Raw genomic sequence first — 22,352 nt, 5'->3', positions numbered from 1 at the left:
ATGACGCACCTTCCGGGGGTGTCGGCCCATCGTGGCACCGGTCACGTTCGGCTCGCCCACTGGACTGCATACCGACCGGTCGGCATCATGAGTCGCATCCTGTTCACCTGTCCGTAGGAGCGACGCATGAGCCCCGACCACCCGCCAGGACTCGATCTCGACCGGTTGCGCGGCCTCCTCGACCGTGAGCGGCCCGGCCTGGTGACCGGCCCTCTGACCGGCCGGCTGATCGAGGGCGGACGGTCGAACCTCACCTACGCGGTCTCCGACGGCGCCGCCAAGTGGGTGGTGCGCCGGCCCCCGCTGGGCCACGTGCTGGCCACCGCGCACGACATGAAGCGCGAGCACCGCGTCATCAGCGCACTGCACCCGACGGACGTCCCGGTGCCGAGACCGGTGCTGCTGTGCGAGGACCCCGAGAACGAGGCGGCACCCGGGGCGCCGTTCTACGTCATGGAGTTCGTCGAGGGCACTCCGTACCGCACCGCCGACCAGCTCGCCCCGCTGGGTGAGGAGCGCACCCGCAACGCGGTGCTGTCCCTGGTGGACACGCTGGTCGAGCTGCACGCCGTGGACCCCGCCGAGGTGGGCCTGGCCGACTTCGGCCGCCCGGAGGGCTTCCTGGACCGTCAGCTGCGCCGCTGGGGCAAGCAGCTGGACGCCTCCCGCAACCGCGAACTGGCCGGCATCGACGAACTGCACGCCTCCCTCGGACGACAGCTGCCCACCTCCCCCGCGCCCGCCGTCGTGCACGGCGACTACCGCCTCGACAACGTCCTCATCGGGACGGACGACCGGATCAGGGCGATCCTCGACTGGGAGATGTCCACGCTCGGCGACCCGCTGACCGACCTGGGTCTGCTGGTGATGTACAGCCGGCCGCTGGGCATGCCCCAGTCGCCGGTGTCCACCACGGCCGAGGCCCCCGGGCACCCGTCCCCGGCCGAGCTGATCGAACGGTACGCCGCGCGTTCGGGCCGGGACGTCTCGGCCGTGTCCTGGTACACGGCGTTCGCCTGGTTCAAGCTGGCCGTGATCCTGGAGGGCATCCACTACCGCTACACGCTGGGCCAGACGGTCGGGCGCGGCTTCGACCGCATCGGCGGGCTCGTCCCCGTATTCATCCACCACGGACTGACCACTCTTCAGGAAGGCTGACGGCCATGGACTTCGCGTTCGACGCGCGCACGGAGGAACTGCGCGCCAAGCTGCTCGCCTTCATGGACGAGTACGTCTACCCGGCCGAGCCGGTCGCCGAGGAGCAGCGGGCCGCGCTGGCCTCGCCGTGGGACACCCCGGCCGTGGTCGAGGAACTCAAGGCCGAGGCACGCCGGCAGGGTCTGTGGAACCTCTTCCTGCCCGACGCCGAGTACGGCGCGGGGCTGACGAACCTCCAGTACGCCCCGCTCGCCGAGATCACCGGCCGCTCCCCGCAGCTCGCGCCCACCGCACTGAACTGCGCGGCGCCGGACACCGGCAACATGGAGGTGCTGTCGCAGTTCGGCGACGAGCGGCAGAAGAAGCAGTGGCTGGAGCCGCTGCTCGCCGGTGAGATCCGTTCGGCGTTCGCGATGACCGAGCCGGAGGTGGCCTCCTCGGACGCCACCAACATCACCACGCACATCGAACGGACCTCCGACGGCACGGACGAGTACGTCATCACCGGCCGCAAGTGGTACATCTCCGGGGCGATGAACCCGGACTGCAAGATCTTCATCGTGATGGGCAAGACCGCCCCGGACGGGCCGGACATCCGCCGCCAGCAGTCCATGGTGCTGGTCCCCCGCGACACCCCCGGCGTCACGGTCAAGCGGGCCATGCGGGTGTTCGGTTACGAGGACCACTACCACGGCGGCCACGCCGAGGTGGTCTTCGACCATGCCCGTGTGCCGGTGTCGAACCTGATCGGCGAGGAGGGCGGCGGCTTCGCCATCGCCCAGGCCCGGCTCGGTCCCGGCCGTATCCACCACTGCATGCGGCTGATCGGCATGGCCGAGCGGGCGATCGAGCTGATGTGCCGTCGGGCCGTCTCCCGCGACGCCTTCGGCAAGGCGCTGGCCCAGCAGGGCGTGATCCACAACTGGATCGCGGACGCCCGGGTGACGGTCGAGCAGCTCCGGCTGCTGGTGCTCAAGACCGCGTGGCTGATGGACACGGTCGGCAACCGGGGCGCCCACACGGAGATCCAGGCCATCAAGATCGCCACGCCGCGGGCGGTCGTCGACATCATCGACCGTGCGATCCAGCTGCACGGCGCGGGTGGTGTGAGCCAGGACTTCCCGCTGGCCGAGCTGTACGCGGGCGCCCGCACCCTGATGATCGCGGACGGCCCGGACGAGGTCCACCAGCGGTCGCTGGCGCGGCGGGAGCTGAAGAAGTACCTGTGACGCCGGTGCCTCCCCGTGCCTTCGTGCGCCGTTGAGTGCGCGCCCGGCTTGTGGTGTCGTACGTCTTCCGGAACCGGCCGTCCTGGGCCGGTCGCACGCGCGGGGGGACGGGGCAACGGTGGCGAACGGGCACGGATCACCGGAGTGGGGCGCCGCCGCGGAGCCGCAGGTGACCCTGGAGCGGCTGCTGTCCGTCGTGGGCCCGGGAGCCCTGGAGCTGGACACCGCCCCCGGCGGTCTCTCGGTGGCCGTCGCCGGCGTCACCGTGCTGGACGTGCTGGACCCCGAGATCCGGCCGCGGGAGCTGCTGCTCGCGGTGGGCGTCGACGCGGGGTCCGCCCACGCGGTGGACCTGCTGCGCCGGGCCGGCGACGCGGGCGCGACGGGCGTGGTGTTCGGGCCGGGCCGTCCCGAGCGGGCCGCGGCGGGGCTGCGGGCGGTGGCCGAGGAGAGCGGCATCGCGGTGCTCTCCCGCACCGCCTGGTGCAGCTGGGCCCAGCTGGTCGGCGTGGTGCGGGCCGGGCTCGCCTCGGCCGGCACTCCGCCGGCGCCCGCCACCCGGGGCCTGTCCCTGGGCGACCTCAACGGCCTGGCGGACGCGGTGGCCGCGTTGACCGGGGGCGCGGTGACCATCGAGGACACCGACTCCCGGGTACTGGCCTACTCCTCGACCGAGGAGAACGTGGACGAGCTGCGCCGGCTGACCATCCTCGGCAGGCGGGTGCCCCCGTGGCGGGTGGCCGCCATGCGGGAGGCCGGGTTCTTCCGGGCCCTGTGGGGCACGGACGACGTGCTGTACCGGCGCGCCCGGGGAGCGGACCCGGAGCGTCTGGTCGGTGCCGTCCGGGCGGGCGGCGAGGTGCTGGGCTCCATCTGGGTGGCGGCGGTCGCGGGACGACCCCTGTCCCCGGGAGCCTCCGAGGCCCTGCGGGCGGCGACGCGTACGGCCGCCGCGCATCTGCTCCACGTCCGTACCCGCGCTGCCGACGACCGTCTGGTGGAGGACGCGGCGCGTGCGCTGCTGGACGGGCGCGGCTCCCCCGAGGTACTGGCGGAGCGTGCCGCGCTGCCGGCGCAGGAACCCTGCGCCGTCCTGGCGGTGGGCGCCGGGTCCGGCGCGCCCGGTGACGACGATCCGTCGCGACTGCACGCGCTGCTCTCCCTGCACTGCGCCGCGTTCGGCAGGCGGAGCGTGGTCGTGCCCGCGGGCGGCCGCCTCCTGCTGCTGGTGAGCCCGTTGGACCCCGATCCGCGGCGGGCCGGCGACCAGGTGACGCGGCTGGGCGAGTCGCTGGCCGGACAGCTGACGGCGACGACCGGTACTCCCGTGTGCGTGGGGCTGGGCGACGTGGCCCCCGGGCTCGCGGGAGCGGCCCGGTCCCGCCGGTCGGCCGAGCTGGCCCTCAAGGCGCTCATCCGGGCCGCAGGACCACGTACCGTCGCGCGGGCCGAGGAGGTCGCGGACACCGTCGGCATCATGCAGGTGGCCGAGGCGTTGCGGGACGTGGTGCTGCCGCCGGGGACGTCGGTGGCACGGCTGGCGGCGTTCGACGCCGGGCACGCCGGGAGCTGTCTCGTGCCTACCCTGCGGGCCTACCTCGACCACTTCGGTGACGTGGCCGCCGCCTCGCGCACGGTCGGCGTACACCCCAACAGCCTGCGGTACCGGTTGCGCCGGATCACGAAGGTCTCGGGACTCGACCTGGACAGCCCGGACGCCCGTCTGCTGGCGCAGCTGGAGTTACGGCTGCGGGACGGTGACGGCGGGGCGGGAACCGGGGCGTCGCCGCGGCCGTGACGGCGGGCTCGCCCTTCGTCCGCGCGCACCACCGTACGGCGCCGTGTTCGTCGGGGCGGACAACGGCGCGGCCCGGTGCGGGCGGACGCCACGCCCCGACGCCCGTCAGGGCCCGAAGTCTTTGAGGACGCGACGAAGACGGCGTCCGGTCGCGGCGAGCAGCCTGGGATGCGCACCCGGGCACCCCGGGCACCGCCGCGACCCCGACACCGGAGGGCTCACCATGGCCGATCCCACCCCCACCGCCGCCGAGCTGCGTGAACACGTCCTGCGGGAGGCCGTGCGGCAAGGGCTGCTGCATCCGGAGCGGTCCCTGCTGGCCGCCTTCGTCGACCTGGACGGCGTCGCCGCGACGGTCGGGAGGCTGCGCCGGGCCTTTCCCCCCTCGCTCCCCGTCCTGCACTCCTTCGCCGCCAAGGCCAACTCCCTGGTGCCCGTGCTGAAGGAGCTGGAAGCCAACGGCATGGGCTGCGAGGTCGCCACCGCGGGCGAGCTGGCCCGGGCGCTGGCCGCCGGTTTCCCGCCGGGGAAGATCGTCTTCGATGCGCCGGCCAAGACCCGCGGGGAGCTGGAGCGTGCCCTGGAGCTGGGGGTGGCCGTCAACGCGGACAACTTCCAGGAGCTGGCGAGGATCGACGAGGTGCTCGCCGGCCGCGAGCCGGTGTCGGCGATCGGGGTGCGCGTCAACCCGCAGATCGGCGGCGGCGCCATCGCCGCGATGAGCACGGCCACGAGCACCTCCAAGTTCGGCGTCCCGCTGGCCGACCCGGGCAGTCGGCGCCGGTTGCTGGAGGCGTTCGGCAGGTACCCGTGGCTGACCTGGGTGCACACCCACACCGGATCGCAGGGCTGCCCGCTCGATCTGATGGCCCAAGGGGTGGCGCAGGCCGTGGGGTTCGCCCAGGAGGTCGAGGCCGTCCACGGCAGGGGCCGGGTGGCGGGCATCGACATCGGTGGCGGACTGCCGGTCAACTTCGCCGACGACGAGGTGGCTCCCACCTTCGACACGTACGTCGCGCACCTGCGCAGGCACGCGCCGGCCCTCTTCGAGGGCGGGTACGAGGTGGTCACCGAGTTCGGCCGCTCCGTCCTCGCCAAGAACGGTTTCATGGCCGCGTACGTCGAGTACACCAAGAGCGCGGGCGGCCGGCCCATCGCCATCACCCACGCCGGTGTGCAGGTCGCCACGCGGACCGTGTTCAGTCCCGGCGCGTGGCCGCTGCGGATCGAGGCGCACGGCGGGGACGGCCGGGCCAAGCGGGGGCGCCCCGTCCGTCAGGACGTCGCCGGCCCCGCCTGCTTCGCCGGCGACCTGCTGGCGCGCGACCACGCGCTGCCGCTGCTGGAGCCCGGCGACATCGTCGTCGTCCCGGACACCGGCGCGTACTACTTCTCGACGCCGTTTCACTACAACTCGCTGCCCGAGCCCGCCGTCCACGGCGTCCGGGTGGGGGCGGACGGCCGGACCGAGTTCACGCTGCTGCGTGCTGCCCAGGACCCGTGGGACCTGGGCGGCGCGCAGGACGGCCCGCTCCTGAGGGAGCCGGTGGGCGCCGGCGCCCACGACGCGCGCTGAGGGGCACCGAGGTGTCGCAGACCGACCGGGACGGACCGCTCCTCACCCAGCGCGCCGCCGTCGTGTTCCTGCTGGCCGCCATGGCCGGCGTCGGCGCCGGGGTGCTGGCGGCACTGGCGGGCAACGCGTGGCCCGTGGCGGTGAGCGTCGGGGGCGGCGCGGCGGCCTCGGCCGTTCTGTTCTTCAAGGAGATCATCGGCTAGCCGGGATCACGGGCCGCCGGTCTCCCGGACGGTGCTACGGCCGCAGCGCCCGCAGCAGCAGGTCGGCGAGGTGGTCGGCGACCTGCTGCGGGGTGAGCGGGCCGTCGGGGCGGTACCAGGTGGACAGGTGGTGGACGGAGCCGAAGTGGTAGTCCACCACCAGGTCGGCCGGGGTCGCGGTGGAGAAGACGCCCTCGCGCTGGCCCTCCTCGACCAGCGCGCGGAAGCGTTCGTGGTAGCGCCGGCGCTCGGCGCGCACCTGCTTGTTCTTCTCGGGGCTCAGGTGGTGCATGGAGCGGAAGAAGATCATCGCGTCGTCGAGGTTCTCGATGGTGGTGACGACGACGTCGGCCGCGGCGCCCCGCAGCCGCTTCTCGATCGGCTCGTCGGCGTTCGCGAAGGCGTCCAGGCGCTCCTGCTGCAGGCGCAGCACCCGCGAGTACACCTCGTGCAGGAGGTCGTCCTTGGAACCGAAGTAGTGGTACAGCGCCCCCTTGGTGACGCCTGCTGCTTCGACGATCTCCTGCACCGAGGTGCGGTCGTAGCCCTGCTCGGCGAAGAGCCGGGTGGCGGCGGCGAGCAACCGCTGCGGGACGGGGGTTCCGTCTCCGTCCGTCGTCCTGGGCACTGCCGCCACCTGCCTTTCTGTAGTTCTACTGACTGTCGTGCGCCCGGGAGCGCAGCTCCCGACGGAGGATCTTCCCACTTGCCGTCTTGGGCAGGTCGGGCAGGATCTCCACCTGGCGCGGGTATTTGTAGGCCGCCAGTCTCTCCTTGCAGTAGGCGGCCAGTGCGTCGGGGTCCGTCTCCGCGCCGGGACGGAGGCTGATGTACGCCTTGACGGTCTCGCCACGATAGCCGTCGGGGACGCCGACGACGGCCGCCTCCCGCACTTCGGGATGGGTGTAGAGGACGTCCTCGACCTCGCGCGGCCACACCTTGAAGCCGGACGCGTTGATCATGTCCTTCTTGCGGTCGACGACGTAGAGCCAGCCCCGCTCGTCCATGAAGCCGATGTCGCCGGTGCGCAGTTCGCCGCCGGGGAAGGTCTCGGCGGTGGCGTCGGGCCGCCGCCAGTAGCCGGGCACGACCTGCGGTCCGCGGACGACGATCTCGCCCTGCTCGCCGAAGGGCACCTCCGCGCCCTGGTCGTCGACGATCCGGACGACCGTGTCGGGGCCGGGCACGCCCACGGCCAGTGTCCCGGAGACCGGGTCGACGGGTGCCTCACGGCCGGGCGGCACGCTGGCGCAGGGGGCGGTGCACTCGGTCAGCCCGTAGCCGTTGCGGATGTACGGCCCGAAGCCCGCGCGGAACTTCTCCACCAGTGCGGGCGGCAGGGGGGCGCCGCCCGAGGAGATGACCCGGAAGGAGGAGAAGTGGTCCGGGGTGACGTCCGGATGGGCGGCCAGCGCCATGAAGGCGGTGGACGGGCCGACCGTGTAGTGCGGCCGGTGCTCGGCGAAGGCGTCCAGGACGGCCCCGGGCTCGAAGCGGTAGGCCAGCACCAGCGTGCCCGCGCTGTTCAGGCAGGCGCCGAACTGGCAGACCATGCCGGTGATGTGGAACAGGGGGGCCATCGCGAAGTAGACCGGCGCCTCGGGCAGGCCGAGACCGGTGCTCTGCCGCTCGGCGTTGTACATGATGTTGGCGTGCGTGTTGGTGGCGCCCTTGGGGGTGCCGCTGGTGCCCGAGGTGTAACTGATCAGGGCGATGTCGTCCGGGGCCGGGTAGCGGTCCTCGGGGGCCTGGTGGCCCTGCCGGGCCACGGCCACCAGGTCGTCGGCGTCCGGGGCCTCGGGCAGTCGTTCGAAGGTGAGCACGCGGGTGTCGTCGCGGGTCTGGAAGTCCAGCTCGCAGGCGGTGAGCACGATCCGCACGGGTGAGCCGGCGGCCGTGTCCCGCAGGTACGACTCCCAGGCACGGTCGGCGCAGACCAGCGCGGTCACCTCCGCGTCCCGCAGGACGTGGGAGACCTCGCCGGCTTTGTACATCGGGTTGACGGGGACGACGGTCGCGCCCGCCTTCCAGGCACCGAGCAGGGCGAGCACGAAGTGCGGGGAGTTCTGCAGCAGGACGGCGACCCGGTCGCCGGGCCGGAGGCCGCGGGCGGCGAGGTGCCCGGCGACGGAGTCGCTGAGCTCGTCCACCTCGCGGTAGGTGAGCCCGGCGTCGAAGTAGGCGAGGAAGGTGCGGTCCGGGGTTCCGGCGACCTCGCGGCGCAGGGCGTGCACGAGGGAGTCGGCCGGTTCGACCGGGGCGCGCTGGGCCTCGTCGAGGAGGGCCAGCCAGGGCTTGGCGGCGTAACGGGACCCGGTCACCGGACCTCCTCCCACTTGCGCTGGATGTGGTTCATGCCGCCCAGCCAGCGGTCGGGTTCGGTGGCCCGCGCGCGGTAGTACTCGGCGACCTCGGGGTGCGGCAGGATCAGGAAGCGGTCCTCCTCGATGCCCCGGAACAGGGCGTCCGCGACGTCCTCCGGCTCGATCGCGGTGGGCTGCAGGACGATGTCGCCCGCGCTGCCGGTCGCGGCCAGCATGTCGGTGCGGACGCCCTGCGGACAGATCGCGTGGACCTTCAGGCCCCGGTGCCGGTAGGTCAGCGACAGCCACTCGGCGAAGGCGTAGGCGCCGTGCTTGGTGACGGCGTAGGGGGCGGCGCCGATCATGGTGAGCAGGCCGGCGGCGGACACGGTGGACACGAAGCGGCCGCCGCCGCGCTCCAGCCAGTCCGGGAGGAGTACGTGGGCCGCGCGGACGTGGGCCATGACGTTGACGTCCCAGGAGGCCGCCCAGGCCGTCTCGTCGAGGGGGCCGGGGGCCTCGCCGCCCTCGAAGGCGACGCCCGCGTTGGCGCAGTAGACGTCGACGGTGCCGCCGAGCGCCTCCTTGGCCTCGGCGACGACGGTGGAGGCGTCGCCCGGTACCGGGATCCCGCCGATCTCCGCGGCGACGGTCCTGGCCCGCTGCGGGTCCAGGTCGTTGACCACGACTCTGGCGCCCTCGGCGGCGAACCTGCGGGCCAGCGCGGCCCCGATGCCACCACCCGCTCCGGTGACGACCACTCCCGCATCCTGCACGGCTTCCACCATCGGTCTCCTTCGACACGACGCGACTCGGCTCTGCCGCGCCAGACTAACCAGTCGGTATGTGTAAAAGGAAGGCTGGCCCGGTCACACTCGGCATGCGCCTTCCCCACACACGGAGGTCACCCATGCGCCTGGCCAGACGGAGCCTGCTCGCATCGGCCACGATGGCAGCGGTACCAGCGGCACCTGTCACGACCGTACCCCGCACAACGGTACGAACCGGATTCGAGCGCCTCTCGGCGGACGGCTACGGGCTCCTCTCCGGGCAGACGGCCGGCATCGTCACCAACCCGACCGGCATCACCCGGGACACCCGCCACATCGTCGACGTCATGCACGCCGACAAACGCGTGCGGCTGACGGCGGTCTTCGGTCCCGAGCACGGCTTCCGGGGCACCGCGCAGGCCGGCGGCTCCGAGGGCCGTTACGACGACCCGGCGACCGGGCTGCCGGTCTACGACACCTATCTCAAGAGCGGGCAGCCGCTGGCCGACGTCTTCACCGCGTCCGGCGTGGACACCGTCGTCTTCGACATCCAGGACGCCGGGGCGCGCTTCTACACCTACATCTGGACGCTGTACGACTGCATGGAGGCCGCCGCCCTCGCGGGCAAGCGGTTCGTGGTGCTGGACCGGCCGAACCCGGTGACCGGGCGGTCGGCGCTGGGGCCGGTGCTGCACCGGGAGTTCGCCAGTTTCGTCGGGCGGCAGCCCATCGCCCAGGCGCACGGGATGACGGTGGCCGAGCTGGCGCGGCTGTTCGACGGGGAGTTCCTGGGCGGTCGGGTCGACCTGGAGACCGTACCCATGACGGGCTGGCGGCGGTCGGAGTTCTACGACGCCACCGGGCTGCCCTGGGTGCCGCCGAGCCCGAACATGCCGACGCCGGACACGGCGCTGGTCTACTCGGGCACCTGCCTGTTCGAGGGGACGAACCTGTCGGAGGGGCGCGGCACGACCCGGCCCTTCGAACTGCTGGGCGCGGAGGGCATCGACGGGCGGTGGGCGGCCGCGGCTAACGAACTGGGGCTGCCCGGTGTGCGTTTCAGGGAGGCGTACTTCGCGCCGACGTTCTCCAAGTTCCAGGGCAGGACGGTCGGGGGCGTGCAGATCCACGTCCACGACCGGGCCGCGTACGACCCGGTACGCACCGGGATCGCGCTCCTGGTGACCGCGAAGCGGGTGTGGAGCGGCTTCGGCTGGCGGTCCGACAACTGGATCGACAAGCTGACGGGCTCCGCACGGGTGCGCACGATGATCGACGCGGGCGCGGGCCCGGACGAGGTGGCCGCCGCCTGGCAGGAGGAGCTGGCGGCGTTCCGGCGGGTGCGCGAGGAATACCTCTGCTACAACTGAGCCGCCGGGTATGGCCAATTCTGTCCTCCGGTAGGACGATGCGCCCACATCGCACCACTTCGGGGGACGAGGGGGCCTGCCATGGCGGATCCTTTGACGACCGTGACTCCCTACTGGGAGCTGACCTTCGACGCGGACGGGGACGTGGACGGCCGGGAACGGGACCGGCTGCTGGCGGAGGCCGTCGGCCACGGCGTCCGCGACCTGATCGTCTTCTCGCACGGCTGGAACAACGACCGCTCGGGCGCGACCGCGCTCTACCGCCACTTCTTCGCACCGATCCCGCAACTGGCCCCGAAGGCCCGGATCGGGTACGTGGGCGTGGTGTGGCCGTCGATGCGGTTCTCGGACGAGCCGATCCCCGACTTCCCGAAGTCCGTGGCGGCCACCGAGGCCGAGGCGGCACCGCGCCCCGCCCTCGACAAGGACACCCGGCAGGCGCTGCTGCGCACCTTCCCCGACCGGACCACGGTGATCGACCAGATCGCGGGGCTGCTGGACCGGCAGCCCCCCGAGGAGGCCGCGCTCGCGGAGTTCGGGCGGCTGGTGCGGCTCCTGGTCGAGGTGGCGCCGGACTGCCCTCAGTCGCGGTGCGCGGCGGACACGGCGGCGGACGGCGAACCCGGCATGCTCTGCGGGGACACGGCGGCGGCGTGCGAGGAGTTCGGGCAGGCACTCGCGGAGGCCGACTCCGCCGGCGCGGCGGAGGGGTTCTCGCTGCCCAATCCGTGGAACGGCGCGCGGGAACTGCTGCGCCAGGCGGCGTACTACGCGATGAAGCGGCGGGCCGGGACCGTCGGGGAGCACGGGCTGGGCCCGGTGATCGGGCGGCTGGCCGCCACGGCGCCCGGGGTGCGGGTGCATCTGGTGGGGCACAGTTTCGGCGGCCGTCTGGTGTCCTTCGCGCTGCGCGGGCTGCCCGAGGGCGTGCGCGCGGTGAAGTCCGTGACGCTGCTCCAGGGTGCCTTCTCGCACTACGCCTTCGCGGCCGAACTGCCCCACGACCCGCGGTCGGGCGGGGCGTTGCGGGACCTGCAGGGGCGCGTCGACGGGCCGCTGGTGTGCTGCTACTCCCACTACGACGGGGCGCTCGGCACCTTCTACCCGCTGGCCTCCCGCATGGCGGACGACGCGCAGTCGGTGGCCTGCTTCGACATCGGGCGGGTGCTGGGCCCCAAGTGGGGTGCGATGGGGCACGACGGTGTGCAGGCGGTGCCGGGGACGCGGGCGCTGACCCTGGCCGAGGCGCTGGGCGGCCCGTTGCCCGGCTCGGGATGTGTGAACGTCGACGCGGCGGCAGTGGTGCGCCGCGGCGGCCCGCCGGCCGGCGCGCACAGCGACATCGTGCACCCGGAACTGGCCCGGGTGGTGCTGGCGGCGGGGCGCATCGTCTGACCCCGCCGCCGGCACGCCGGCGTCACCGGTGGGAGGTGTACTCCACGACCTGCTGGAAGGTCGGACGGTTCTGCCAGCTGATCTTGCCGTGCTTGATGCCGCCCAGGGCGCGCTGGACGATGGAGTCGGCGCACCACTGGTCGCCCGCCGAGCACTGGTCGTCGCCGGGGTAGACCTGGGCCGCGGTCTTGCCGGCCGCCTCCTTCAGCGTGCTGATCAGCATGTCCCGGCAGGAGGCGAGGTTGCCGCCGCCGCAGTACTTCTGCGCGAGGCCGCCCTGCACGGGCTCACCGAGCACCGCCCGGATGTCCTTGTCGACATAGCTCCACCAGCCGTACTGGAAGGAGCTTCCGGCGTGCGAGCCGGTCGGGCCGTGCCCGGCGGACGGCGCCTCGTCGACGGGCAGGTTGTTGCCGATCGCGGTGTACAGGTCGCTGCCGAGGCCGGGTTCGAACTCGCCCTTGGCCAGCAGCGGCCACCACGCGTCCAGGATCCGGATGGCGTCGGCGTCGGCGTAGGTCTTCGACCCCGCCGAGGTCTCGGTGCGCTTGGCGCCCGCCGTCACCCAGGCCCGCAGTTTGGCGACCGCCGCCGCGGCCGTGGAGTCCGTGACCGTGCTGCTGTCGATGACCTTCAGCAGCTTCGGCAGCACGTCCTCGGCCCGCAGGTCGGCGAGCGCGGCGTCCGCCATCGCCTTCACCAGCGCGCTACGGGTCACCCCGCCGGCCGCGACCAGCTTCTTCACCCGGTCCTCGAGCAGATTGCCGCGGTGCACGGACCCGTCGCCCCAGGGGGCCGCGGTGTAGTCCTTGGCCTGCTTGTTGTTCCAGGAGACGTAGTAGTCCTGGTCGATCGAGTTGGGGTGGGCGGAAGCCGGGGTGTAGGAGGCCGTGTTGGTCGACGGGTCCCAGTTCTTCCACTCGTACGCCGCCTGCCCCCACACCGGGAACTCGGCGTCGACGCCGCTCGCCCGCACCGGGTTGTCGCCGCTGTTGTAGTACGCGGTGTGCTGGGAGTCGGCGTAGAACCAGTTGAAGGTGTAGTTGATGTGCTGGGCCGCGCTCTGGAAGTCCGCCGGGCCCTTGACGAAGTCGGGGTCGTTCAGCATCTGGAAGCCGATGATCGAGTCGGCCTCGTGCAGGTAGGAGGAGCGCAGGGTGGTGTAGGCGACCTTCTTGCCGCCGACCGTGGCCCGGTACTGCACCGGCCCGTACTTGGTGCGCCACACCCGCATCGTGTACGAGCCCGCCGCGGTGCCGTCGGCGACCGTCGGCTTCCAGGCGTTCGCCTGCTCCACCTTGTCCATGGCCGTGCAGGTGCCGTGGTAGAGGTAGTGGTAGTCGTCCTGGCAGAGCTCCACCGCGTAGGTGTCGATGATGTCCTGGCCGGAGGTCGTCGCGCTCCAGGAGTAGTCCTGGCCGCGGCCGAGCTCGACGTACATGCTCAGGCCGGCGAAGGAGGCGCCGCGGGCGCTGATGCCCGGGCCCTGGATCTCCTGGAGCATGAGCAGCTGCGGGGCGAAGTAGCCGGTCTGCGGGCCGAACACGGCGACGGGGTGGCCGCTCTTGGTGTACTTGCCGCTGACCACCAGGGCGTTGGACATGCCGCGCTTGGCGGAGCTCAGCGTCGTCTTCGCCGCCGTGGTGGAGGCGCTGGTGGAACTGGCGTTCGCCGCACTGCCGGTCCGGTCGTAGACCAGCGGTTCCTGGGTCACCGAGCCGGCGTCGGGAAGGGCCTCGCCCTGGGCGTCGTCCGGCTTGGACGCGTACGGGAAGCTCTCGCCGTTGTGGACGGTGACGACGGCCTCGGGGTCGTTGCGCTCGCGGAAGGACTCCCAGACCTTGGTGCCCTCCGCCACGCCGTACTTGGACTGGGCGGCGATCAGGGACAGGGCGTTGTTGACCTCGCCGCCACCGCCGGAGCCGAACAGCGAGCCGACGACCGAGGCCAGCGCCACCAGGTCGGTGATCTTGAAGTGGTCGATCGTGCCGGCGTTGGTGATCGAGTCCTTGTGCCCGGTCAGGACGTACTCGCCGGGGAAGTAGCGGCCGCTGTCGGAGGCGTCGATGTAGGAGTTGATGCCCGCGAGGTAGGCGTTGGCGTCGGCGAGGGCCTGCTGGCCGCGGGCGCCGTTCCTGGCGACGGCGTTGTCGATCTGGGCCTGCAGGTCGGCCTCGGTGTAGGGCGCGTTGCGGTAGAACTCCTGCTCGAGGCCCTGGTTGGACGCGGCGCCGCCCGCGAAGGTGGTCAGCTGGCCGCGGCCGACGTGCCGGAAGACGTCCATGAGCCACAGCCGGTCCTCGGCGGCGGCGTATCCGGCGCCGAACTCGGTGCCGTACCTGGTGGTACCCGTGATGTGCGGCACACCGGTCTTCTTGTCACGGACGATCGACACGTCGGTGCGGCCGGCCGGCTTCTCGGTGGAGGCAACCTGGTCGGAGGGCACGCCGAACGAAGCGTCGTTGAAGAACGTATTGATGGTGGAGTCGGTGAGGGCCGGGTAGCCGGAGGCCAGGTTGGCGTAAGGGCCGAGCTGGTCCTCCGCGTGGCTGGGCTGGGTGCCGAACGCCTGGTTGAGCAGGACCTGGGCGAGGGTGGCGTTGCCGTTCTCGCCGGGCGGCAGGATGTCGGAACACTGGCCGCCGCAGTAGTCGTTGGAGGCCGTGGCCGCGCTGGCGGTCACCTGGGTCAGCGGGGACAGAAGACCGGCGATGAGGACGCATATGGAGGCCGACTTCAGGAACCCGTGGAGTCTGCGGGGAGTTCTCAGTCTGTCGGGTGTGGGGCGTGGGACGCGCTGGGCCATGGCAGCTCCTGGGGAGTGGGGGTGCGCAGACGTTACCGCCGGTATCCCCGCGAGTGAAGATGAACATGCGTCACTTTTCGGAGTCACCTTCGGGTTTCTTCGGAAGAGGTCAACCCGCAACGCCTTATGGGAGGGCATCGGAAAACGTATGGAGCCGGATCGGGAGTCGATACGTCTACTCGTCGACGTCGGTACGTGGACTCCGTACGACGACGCCGAAGTGACCGAAGTACAGGTGCAGATGTGACGGAGGTGCAGGGCGATGGCCGGTTTCCGGAGTCTGGCGAGACAGGTGCGCGACCCGCGGTGCGATCTGGCACTGCGGCGCTACTCGCTGCGCAAGTGCCTGGAGCGGTTCGCTCCTTACGGGCACAGGGCGACCTGGGACCATCTGTGCTCGCGGGCCGGGTTCGGCCCGGAGGACCGCTCCCCCGATCCGGCGCGGCTCGTGGCCGCGTTGGAGGAGCTGGAGGAGGCACGGGCGGTCTGGCTCGCCTACGAGGTCGAGTTCGCCGAACGCCGGAAGAAGGAGAAGCACGACGGGCTGCGCCGGCCGGGCAGCGTGGACGACTGGCACCGGCTGACCTGGGGCGGCTTCGGCGTCGCCTGGTGCGACGACCCCCGTGTCCACCCCGATGAACCCCTCGCGGAGGTGCTGCGACGGCTGATCGCCGCCCTGGAGCGCGAACCGGGCTGGTGCTGCCCGGTGTGCGACGGGGAGCGCCTCCTCTGGAAGTACGACCTGGACCACGAGCCCTCTTCGGGCCCCGTCTGCACGGACTGCGGGATCCTCGTCCCCCGTCCCGTGCTCACACCCGAGGCCCTGGCGTACACCAGGCGCGGGCGGTTGCTGATGTCGGCCTGACCGAGCGGGGGTGCGCAGGGGGATGCCGTGCCCCCCTTGTGCGGTGGGGCGGTTGTCAGTGGTGGGCTGCACCATGGAGGCATGGTGCAGGTATGTCTCAACGGGTCCCGCAAGGGCGCCGAGGGCGTCGGCGTGCCCCAGTCGCCGGAGGCGATGGCGCGGGCCGCGGCCGAGGCCGTCGCGGCCGGGGCCGCGGAGGTGCACGTCCATCCCAGGACGCCGTGCGGGCAGGACAGCCTGGCCCCGAGCGTGGTCGCGGCGACGGTCGACGCGATACGGGCGCGGGTGGCGGTGCCGGTCGGGGTGACCACCGGCGCGTGGGCCGCGCCGGACCCGGCGGAGCGGCTGGCGCGGGTACGCGGCTGGTCGGTGCTGCCCGACTTCGCCTCGGTCAACTGGCATGAGCCGGGTGCCGAGGAGGTCGCGGCGCAGCTGCTCACCATGGGGGTCGGTGTCGAGGCGGGCATCTGGTCCGGGACGGACGGCGCGGCCCGGTTCGCGGTGTCACCGCTCGGCCCGGCGGTGCTGCGGGTACTGGCCGAGGTGACCGACCCGGACCCGGACACCGCCGAGACCTCGGCGCGTGCCCTGCTCGCCTCCCTGGGCGGCACCCACGGCCGCCCGGTGCTGCTGCACGGCGAGGAGGGCGGGGCGTGGCCGGTGCTTCGGCTGGCGGGACGGCTGGGGCTGGCGACGCGTATCGGACTGGAGGACACCCTGTTGCTCCCCGGCGGTCAACGGGCCTCAAGCAACGCCGAGTTGGTGGCCGCGGCGCTGCGGACCCCTGGGGGGAGCCGGGGACGCCCCTGACTCGTGCCGCGTCAGCGCCGGGGAGGCTCCGCCAGCAGACTCGACCCCACCCGCCGGTCGCCGTACTGGTCGTCCGGGTTGGACAGCACGCACGTGTCCAGTGACAGGCATCCGCAGCCGATGCAGTCCGTGAGGTGGTCCCGCAGGCGGTTCAGCCGGCGGATGCGCTCGTCCAGTTCGGAACGCCAGGCCTCGGAGAGGCGTGCCCAGTCCTCGCGGGTGGGGGTCCGCTCCTCGGGGAGTTCGGCGAGGGCCTCGCGGATGGTGGCCAGCGGGATGCCGACCCGCTGGGCGGCGCGGACGAAGGCGACGCGGCGCAGTGTGTCGCGGGTGTAGCGGCGCTGGTTGCCCGATGTGCGGCGGCTTCGGATGAGGCCCTTGGACTCGTAGAAGTGCAGGGCGGAAACGGCGGCGCCGCTGCGCGCGGACACCTGCCCGACGGTCAGCTCGTGGATCTTCTCAGGAATCTTGGGCACTCCTGGAAGCCTACCCACCGAGCCCTCTTCCCCGTCGTTGACATCGGCTCCGCCACCGACCATGCTAAGCAGTCGCTTAGGGAATCGCGACTCCGTGATGTGAGAGGCCTGGACATGGCAGAACCGAGGATCTTCACCTCCCCCGACGAGCTGCGGGCGGCCGTGGGCGAGCAGCTGGGCCACACCGACTGGCTCGAGGTCGACCAGAAGCGGATCGATCTCTTCGCGGAGGCCACCGGCGACCACCAGTGGATCCACGTCGATCCGGAGAAGGCCGCCGCGGGCCCGTTCGGGACCACCATCGCGCACGGGTACCTGACCCTGTCGCTGCTGCCGCTCTTCGGCCCCCAGCTGATCAAGGTGGAGGGGGTGAAGATGGGCGTCAACTACGGCACGAACAAGGTCCGTTTCCCCGCTCCCGTCCCGGTCGGCTCCCGGCTGCGCGCGACCGCGACGATCACCGGTGTCGAGGACGTCACGGGCGGCGTCCAGGTCACCGTCGCCTTCACCGTGGAGCGCGAGGGCGGCGACAAGCCGGTCTGCGTCGCGGAGTCGGTTTCCCGGTACTACCTCTAGGAGCCGGCCGGGGTCTGCTGCGCGCCGACCATCCGCAGCACGAGGTCGGCATACAGGGAGCCGACCTCCTCGGGTGTACGCGGGCCGTTCACGTTGAACCAGCGGGCGACGTCGATGCACAGGGACAGCACCGCGAGGGTGGTGCCGTGCAGGTCGAGCACCTGGAACTCGCCGGACGCGACGCCGTCCTCGACGATCCCGCGCACCTCCGCGTCGACCTGCCGGCGCAGCGCCAGGATCTCGGCCCGGGCGTCCGGCCCGAGCGCGTCCAGTTCGTACTGCACGACCCTGGCGGTCGTCCGCCGCCCGGCATGCCAGCGGACGAAGGAGCTGACCGCTTCGGCGAGCCGCTCCGTGGCACTGCCCTCGCCCCGGGCCGCCGTGCGCAGGATGTCCAGGGCCTTGTCGTGGCCGATCCGGCTGATCCGGTGGAGGAGCTCCTCCTTGGTCTTGTAGTGGATGTAGAGCGCGGCCGGACTCATGCCCGCGCGGCCCGCGATGTCCCGGGTCGTCGTCGCGTGGTAGCCGCGCTCGGCGAAGGCCTCCACGGCGGCGACGAGCAGTCGCCGGGCCGCGTCAGGGGTGACCTCTTCCCACGGCTCGACCTCGCCGCCGGCCGTCTCCTCCGCCGTACTCATCGCTCACTCGCCCCTCTCGGTACCGGAGCTCCACCATACCGCCGAAGCTGAGCGATCGCTTAGCGTGCCCGGTCACAGCTTCCGGAGCCGTCACGGTGCGCCTCAGAGCTTCTCGAAGGGGTCGTGCTCGGCGAGCAGCTTCTCCAGCCGGGCCTGGTCCACCCGGCTCACGATCTGCCCGGCCTCCTGGCGGTCCCGGATCACCTTGGCGAGGGTGAAGGCGGAGGTGACGAGGTAGAGGACGGCGATCCCGAGGAAGCCGCGCACCCAGGCGTCGGCGTTCAGCCGGAAGATGCCGATGGCGGTCGCCGCCATGGCGATGCCGAAGGACGCGACGGCCTGGCCGTAGAAGGCGGCCGTGCTCTGCTGCTTGACCGGTGTCTCACTCATGGGGACAAGCTTCGGCGGACGTGGCCCGCGCCACATCCGCCCGCGTACTCAGGCACGTACTCAAAGGCACGGTCTCAGAACGCCGAGACCCCGGTCAGAGCCCTGCCGATGAGCAGCTTCTGTATCTGGCTGGTGCCCTCGTACAGGGTCATCACGCGGGCGTCGCGCAGCAGTTTGCCCGCCGGGTACTCGTCGATGTAGCCGTACCCGCCGAAGACCTGCAGGGCGTTGTTGGCGGCGCGGACGGCCGCCTCCGAGGCGAAGAGCTTGGCCTTGGAGGACTCCACGGCGAAGGGCAGGCCCCGGTCGACGAGGTCGGCGACCCGCCAGGTCAGCAGCCGGGCCGCGTCCACGTCCACGGCGATGTCGCTGAGCAGCTCCTGCACGAGCTGGTGGTGGGCGATGCTCCTGCCGAACTGCTCACGCTCCCCGGCGTAGCGGACCGCCGCGTCCAGTGCCGCCTGGGCGATGCCGACGCAGCCCGCCGCGACCGACATCCGGCCCTTGGCGAGGGCGGACATGGCGACCGAGAAGCCCTTCCCCTCCTCCCCCAGCATCGCGGAGGCGGGTACCCGCACGTCCTCCAGGACCAGTTCGGCGGTCGCCTGCCCGCGCAGGCCGAGCTTGCCGTGGACGGTGCGGCGGGTCAGGCCGGGGGTGTCGGTGGGCACGAGGAAGGCGGAGACGCCCTTGTGGCCGGGGGCGTCCGTGGAGCGGGCGAAGAGCAGGACGAGGTCGGCCCAGGTGCCGTTGGTGATGAACATCTTGGCGCCGTTCACGACATAGTCGTCTCCGTCGCGGACGGCGCGGGTGGTGAGGTTGCCCGCGTCGGACCCGGTTCCCGGTTCGGTCAGGCCGAAGCAGCCGACGTACTCGCCGGAGGTGAGCCCCGGCAGCCAGCGCCGCTTCTGCTCCTCACTCCCCCAGGCGGCGATCGACTTGGCGACCAGGCCGAGGGAGACGGAGACGATTCCGCGCACGGACGAGTCACCGCGGCCCAGCTCCTCCGTGACCAGGCAGTACGCCAGGTGGTCGCCGCCCGAGCCGCCGTACTCCTCGTCGACGGTCAGCCCCAGGAAGCCGACCTCGCCGAGTTTCCTCACGATGCCGCGGTCGACCTCCTCGGCCCGGTCCCAGGCGACCACGTGGGGGGTGATGGCACGCTCCACGAAGTCCCGGGCCAGCTGCCGGACGGCGGTCTGCTCCTCACTGAGCTCCAGGTTCACGACGAGGTCACCCCACAATTGACGGATCTTGAAAGCCGTACATTTAAATTAGCACTGCTAGTTTCCGGTCGCAGCTCTACTATGTGCGCCATGGCCCGACCGCGCAAGCCCCTCCTCAGCACCGACCGGATCGTCGCGAAGGCACGGGAACTGGTGGACGCCGAGGGACTGACGGCCGTCTCCACCCGTCGGCTCGCGGCCGAACTGGGCGTGAGCGGGCCCTCGCTGTACAACCACTTCCGCACGAAGGACGAGATCCTCGAGGCGGTCGCCGACTCGGTGAGCGCGCAGGTCGACCTGGCGATGTTCGAGGACGGCCGGGACTGGCGGACCGCCCTGCACGACTGGGCCCTCTCCTACCGGGCGGCCCTGCGCGACCACCCCAACATCGTCCCGGTGCTGGCCCGGGGCCCCGGCCGCCGCCCGGCCGCGCTGCGCCTCGCCGACGCCGTGTACGGCGCGATGGTCGAGGCCGGCTGGCCGCCGGCGCAGGCCACCTCGATCGGCGCGCTGATGCGGTACTTCATCATGGGCTCCGCGCTGGGCTCCTTCGCCGGGGGCTTCGTGGACGACGAGAGCGCGTACGACCCCGCGGACTATCCCCACCTCGGCCAGGCCCACCTGCTCGCCGACCAGCCGGAGAAGGTCGACGAGCGGGCCTTCGAGACCGGCCTCACGGCGCTGCTGGACGGCCTGGCGCGGCAGTACGAACAGCTCGGCCGGACCGGGTAGCGGCCCAGCGCGGACACTTCGGCGGCCACCGAACCGTCCGTACCTCATGCTGGGGGCATGACCACCAAGGACCCCCAGGCAGCGGGGCTCGCGGCGCTCGCCGGGCTGATCGCGGACGAGACGCGGGCCGCGTGTCTGCTGGCGCTGCTGGACGGGCGGGCCTGGACGGCCGGTGAGCTGGCCCGGCACGCGGGGGTCGCCGCCTCCACGGTGAGCGAGCACCTGGGCAAGCTGGTCGCGGGCGGGCTGCTCGCCGAGGAACGGCAGGGCCGGCACCGGTACGTCCGGCTGGCCGACGCGCGGGGGGCACAGCTGGTGGAGGACCTGGCCGCCCGGGTCGCGCCCGCCGCGGCCCGGCGCCCGCGCACCCTGCGCGAGTCGAGCGCCGGGTCCGCGATGGCCCGCGGCCGCACCTGCTACGACCACCTCGCCGGGCGGCTCGGCATCACGGTCACGGACGCGCTGACCGAGCGCGGGCTGCTCCGGCGGACCAGTGAGCCGGAGGGGCGCGCCGGTGTCGGGAGGGCATGGGGGTCCCCCCGCTCATGGGGGTCCCGCCGCTCATGGGGGTCCCCCCGCTCGAGCGAAGTCGAGAGTGGGGGAGAAGTCGAGAGTGGGGGAGAAGTCGAGAGTGGGGGAGGAGCCGAGAGCGGGGGAGCGCGGAGGCCCGAAGGGTTGAGCACGGTCGGTCTCCCGACACCGGCTGGAGCGCCCCGTAGGCGAACGCAGGGAGAAGGGGACACCGGGTTCGCGCTGACGGACGCCGGGCTGGCCTGGTTCGGTTCGGCCGGTATCGCCCTGGAGCGCGGGGGGCGCCGGCCGCTCGCCCGGGCCTGCCTCGACTGGACGGAGCGCCGCCCCCACCTCGCCGGGGTCGCGGGCGCGGCCCTGTGCCGGCACGCCCTGGAGGCGGGCTGGTGCGTGCGCATCGGCTCCGAGCGTGCGGTGAAGCTGACGGCGCGGGGCGAGCGCGCGCTGTCCGACCTCCTGGGGCTGTCGGTGGAGACGCTGCGCTGAAGCCTGGGGATGCCGCCTCTTGTCCGGCCGGCGTCCCGTCCGAAAACCGCGAGTACCGCGGCCCCTTACCCTCCTAATGTCTGGAGCATGATGAACGTATCCCCCGCTCGCCTCGCCGCGGGCGCCGCCGCGGTCTCCGTGCTGCTGTGGGCCTCGGCCTTCGTGTCGATCCGGAGTGCGGGTGCCGCGTACGCGCCGGGTGCGCTGGCGCTCGGGCGGCTACTGGCCGGAAGCCTGGCCCTGGGTGTGATCTGCCTGGTGCGGCGGGAGGGCTTGCCGCCGCGGGCCGCGTGGCGGGGCATCGCCATATCGGGGCTGCTGTGGTTCGGCCTCTACATGGTGGTGCTCAACTGGGGCGAACAGCAGGTCGACGCCGGTACGGCCGCCCTGGTGGTGAACGTCGGCCCCCTGCTCATCGCCCTGCTCGGCTCCCGGCTGCTGGGGGACCCGATGCCGCCGCGGCTGCTCGCGGGCATGGCCGTGTCGTTCGCCGGTGCCGTGACCGTGGGGCTGTCGATGTCCGGGGGTGGCGGTTCCTCGGTGCTCGGAGTGGCGCTGTGTCTGCTCGCCGCGATGACGTACGCCGCCGGGGTGGTGGCGCAGAAGCCGGCGCTGGGTGCGGCGAGCGCCCTGCAGGTGACGACCTTCGGGTGCCTGGTCGGCGCGGTGTGCTGCCTGCCGTTCGCCGGGCAGCTGGTCCAGGACGCCGCCGGCGCCCCGCTCTCCGCCACCCTCAACATGGTCTACCTGGGCGTCTTCCCGACTGCGCTGGCCTTCACGACGTGGGCGTACGCCCTCGCCCGTACCACCGCCAGCCGTATGGGCGCGACCACGTACGCGGTGCCCGCGCTGGTCGTCCTGATGTCCTGGCTGGTGCTCGGTGAGGTGCCGGGCGCGCTGACGCTGGCGGGCGGGGTGCTGTGTCTGGCGGGTGTGGCGGTGTCCCGGTCCCGGGCGCGGGCGGGCCGGGTCGCGGCCCCCGAGGCGGAGCCGCGACCCGAGCGGGTGTCCTGA

Annotated in this window: 21 protein-coding genes; 13 read left to right on the top strand and 8 right to left on the bottom strand. The window is 72.4% G+C overall.

Annotated elements, in window-relative coordinates:
- The first annotated feature begins 126 nt into the window (after positions 1-126).
- From ACWC21_RS32110 to ACWC21_RS32090, 5 genes are all read left to right on the top strand, one after another.
- Entirely contained in the window at positions 127-1,158 is a 1,032-nt protein-coding gene (locus ACWC21_RS32110; protein WP_450886930.1) for a phosphotransferase family protein, read from the top strand.
- 5 nt (positions 1,159-1,163) lie between these two features.
- On the top strand, positions 1,164-2,387 hold the full coding sequence (locus ACWC21_RS32105; RefSeq protein WP_450886928.1) for an acyl-CoA dehydrogenase family protein: 1,224 nt from the start codon (positions 1,164-1,166) through the stop codon (positions 2,385-2,387).
- A 118-nt stretch (positions 2,388-2,505) separates the two neighbouring features.
- A complete protein-coding gene (locus ACWC21_RS32100) occupies positions 2,506-4,185 on the top strand; it encodes a helix-turn-helix domain-containing protein (RefSeq protein WP_450886927.1) in 1,680 nt (559 codons plus the stop codon).
- Between the two features lie 223 nt (positions 4,186-4,408).
- Positions 4,409-5,761: a diaminopimelate decarboxylase gene (locus tag ACWC21_RS32095; protein ID WP_450886925.1), complete on the top strand. Its 1,353-nt coding sequence runs from the start codon at positions 4,409-4,411 to the stop codon at positions 5,759-5,761.
- An 11-nt stretch (positions 5,762-5,772) separates the two neighbouring features.
- Positions 5,773-5,964 carry a hypothetical protein gene (locus tag ACWC21_RS32090; RefSeq protein WP_450886923.1) on the top strand — a complete coding sequence of 64 codons (192 nt, stop codon included), beginning with the start codon at positions 5,773-5,775 and terminating at the stop codon, positions 5,962-5,964.
- 34 nt (positions 5,965-5,998) lie between these two features.
- Here the strand turns inward: ACWC21_RS32090 and ACWC21_RS32085 are convergent, their stop codons facing one another.
- From ACWC21_RS32085 to ACWC21_RS32075, 3 genes are read right to left on the bottom strand one after another with little or no spacing between them, the layout of a single operon-like run.
- Positions 5,999-6,592, bottom strand: a complete 594-nt coding sequence (locus ACWC21_RS32085; protein WP_450886921.1) for a TetR/AcrR family transcriptional regulator — start codon at positions 6,590-6,592, stop codon at positions 5,999-6,001.
- Between the two features lie 25 nt (positions 6,593-6,617).
- Positions 6,618-8,285: a class I adenylate-forming enzyme family protein gene (locus ACWC21_RS32080; RefSeq protein WP_450886919.1), complete on the bottom strand. Its 1,668-nt coding sequence runs from the start codon at positions 8,283-8,285 to the stop codon at positions 6,618-6,620.
- Positions 8,282-9,055 carry an SDR family oxidoreductase gene (locus ACWC21_RS32075; protein ID WP_450886918.1) on the bottom strand — a complete coding sequence of 258 codons (774 nt, stop codon included), beginning with the start codon at positions 9,053-9,055 and terminating at the stop codon, positions 8,282-8,284. The genes ACWC21_RS32080 and ACWC21_RS32075 overlap by 4 nt, the downstream gene beginning before the upstream one ends.
- A 122-nt stretch (positions 9,056-9,177) precedes the next feature.
- On the opposite strand from ACWC21_RS32075, the gene ACWC21_RS32070 reads away from it, so the two are divergent.
- Both ACWC21_RS32070 and ACWC21_RS32065 read left to right on the top strand, forming a co-directional pair.
- Positions 9,178-10,407 carry an exo-beta-N-acetylmuramidase NamZ family protein gene (locus ACWC21_RS32070; protein WP_450886916.1) on the top strand — a complete coding sequence of 410 codons (1,230 nt, stop codon included), beginning with the start codon at positions 9,178-9,180 and terminating at the stop codon, positions 10,405-10,407.
- An 81-nt stretch (positions 10,408-10,488) separates the two neighbouring features.
- On the top strand, positions 10,489-11,802 hold the full coding sequence (locus tag ACWC21_RS32065; protein WP_450886914.1) for a serine-threonine protein kinase: 1,314 nt from the start codon (positions 10,489-10,491) through the stop codon (positions 11,800-11,802).
- A 22-nt stretch (positions 11,803-11,824) separates the two neighbouring features.
- On the opposite strand, the gene ACWC21_RS32060 is transcribed toward ACWC21_RS32065, so the two are convergent.
- Complete coding sequence (locus ACWC21_RS32060) at positions 11,825-14,608, bottom strand: penicillin acylase family protein (protein ID WP_450886912.1); 2,784 nt, start codon at positions 14,606-14,608, stop codon at positions 11,825-11,827.
- A 262-nt stretch (positions 14,609-14,870) separates the two neighbouring features.
- Between ACWC21_RS32060 and ACWC21_RS32055 the strand changes: the two genes are divergently transcribed.
- Together ACWC21_RS32055 and ACWC21_RS32050 are read left to right on the top strand one after the other, a co-directional pair.
- Complete coding sequence (locus ACWC21_RS32055) at positions 14,871-15,473, top strand: hypothetical protein (protein WP_450886911.1); 603 nt, start codon at positions 14,871-14,873, stop codon at positions 15,471-15,473.
- 81 nt (positions 15,474-15,554) lie between these two features.
- The gene (locus tag ACWC21_RS32050) at positions 15,555-16,283 is read left to right on the top strand and encodes a 3-keto-5-aminohexanoate cleavage protein (protein ID WP_450886909.1); all 729 of its coding nucleotides are present in this window, start codon (positions 15,555-15,557) and stop codon (positions 16,281-16,283) included.
- Positions 16,284-16,294: 11 nt separating this feature from the next.
- Here the strand turns inward: ACWC21_RS32050 and soxR are convergent, their stop codons facing one another.
- Positions 16,295-16,759 carry a redox-sensitive transcriptional activator SoxR gene (gene soxR / locus ACWC21_RS32045; RefSeq protein ID WP_450886907.1) on the bottom strand — a complete coding sequence of 155 codons (465 nt, stop codon included), beginning with the start codon at positions 16,757-16,759 and terminating at the stop codon, positions 16,295-16,297.
- A gap of 114 nt (positions 16,760-16,873) precedes the next feature.
- Between soxR and ACWC21_RS32040 the strand changes: the two genes are divergently transcribed.
- Complete coding sequence (locus tag ACWC21_RS32040; RefSeq protein ID WP_450886906.1) at positions 16,874-17,335, top strand: MaoC family dehydratase; 462 nt, start codon at positions 16,874-16,876, stop codon at positions 17,333-17,335.
- On the opposite strand, the gene ACWC21_RS32035 is transcribed toward ACWC21_RS32040, so the two are convergent.
- The 3 genes from ACWC21_RS32035 to ACWC21_RS32025 all read right to left on the bottom strand — a co-directional run bounded on the left by ACWC21_RS32035 (position 17,332) and on the right by ACWC21_RS32025 (position 19,589).
- The gene (locus tag ACWC21_RS32035) at positions 17,332-17,973 is read right to left on the bottom strand and encodes a TetR/AcrR family transcriptional regulator (protein WP_450886904.1); all 642 of its coding nucleotides are present in this window, start codon (positions 17,971-17,973) and stop codon (positions 17,332-17,334) included. The genes ACWC21_RS32040 and ACWC21_RS32035 overlap by 4 nt on opposite strands.
- 102 nt (positions 17,974-18,075) lie before the next feature.
- Positions 18,076-18,363: a YiaA/YiaB family inner membrane protein gene (locus tag ACWC21_RS32030; protein ID WP_450886903.1), complete on the bottom strand. Its 288-nt coding sequence runs from the start codon at positions 18,361-18,363 to the stop codon at positions 18,076-18,078.
- Positions 18,364-18,437: 74 nt separating this feature from the next.
- Positions 18,438-19,589 carry an acyl-CoA dehydrogenase family protein gene (locus ACWC21_RS32025; RefSeq protein WP_450886901.1) on the bottom strand — a complete coding sequence of 384 codons (1,152 nt, stop codon included), beginning with the start codon at positions 19,587-19,589 and terminating at the stop codon, positions 18,438-18,440.
- Between the two features lie 90 nt (positions 19,590-19,679).
- On the opposite strand from ACWC21_RS32025, the gene ACWC21_RS32020 reads away from it, so the two are divergent.
- The 3 genes from ACWC21_RS32020 to ACWC21_RS32010 all read left to right on the top strand — a co-directional run bounded on the left by ACWC21_RS32020 (position 19,680) and on the right by ACWC21_RS32010 (position 22,352).
- On the top strand, positions 19,680-20,321 hold the full coding sequence (locus ACWC21_RS32020; RefSeq protein ID WP_450886899.1) for a TetR/AcrR family transcriptional regulator: 642 nt from the start codon (positions 19,680-19,682) through the stop codon (positions 20,319-20,321).
- A gap of 57 nt (positions 20,322-20,378) precedes the next feature.
- A complete protein-coding gene (locus ACWC21_RS32015; protein ID WP_450886897.1) occupies positions 20,379-21,338 on the top strand; it encodes an ArsR/SmtB family transcription factor in 960 nt (319 codons plus the stop codon).
- Positions 21,339-21,425: 87 nt separating this feature from the next.
- A complete protein-coding gene (locus tag ACWC21_RS32010; RefSeq protein ID WP_450886895.1) occupies positions 21,426-22,352 on the top strand; it encodes a DMT family transporter in 927 nt (308 codons plus the stop codon).

This window comes from Streptomyces sp. NPDC001348 (assembly GCF_053597535.1).
This window is presented reverse-complemented; position numbering and strand designations above follow the sequence as displayed.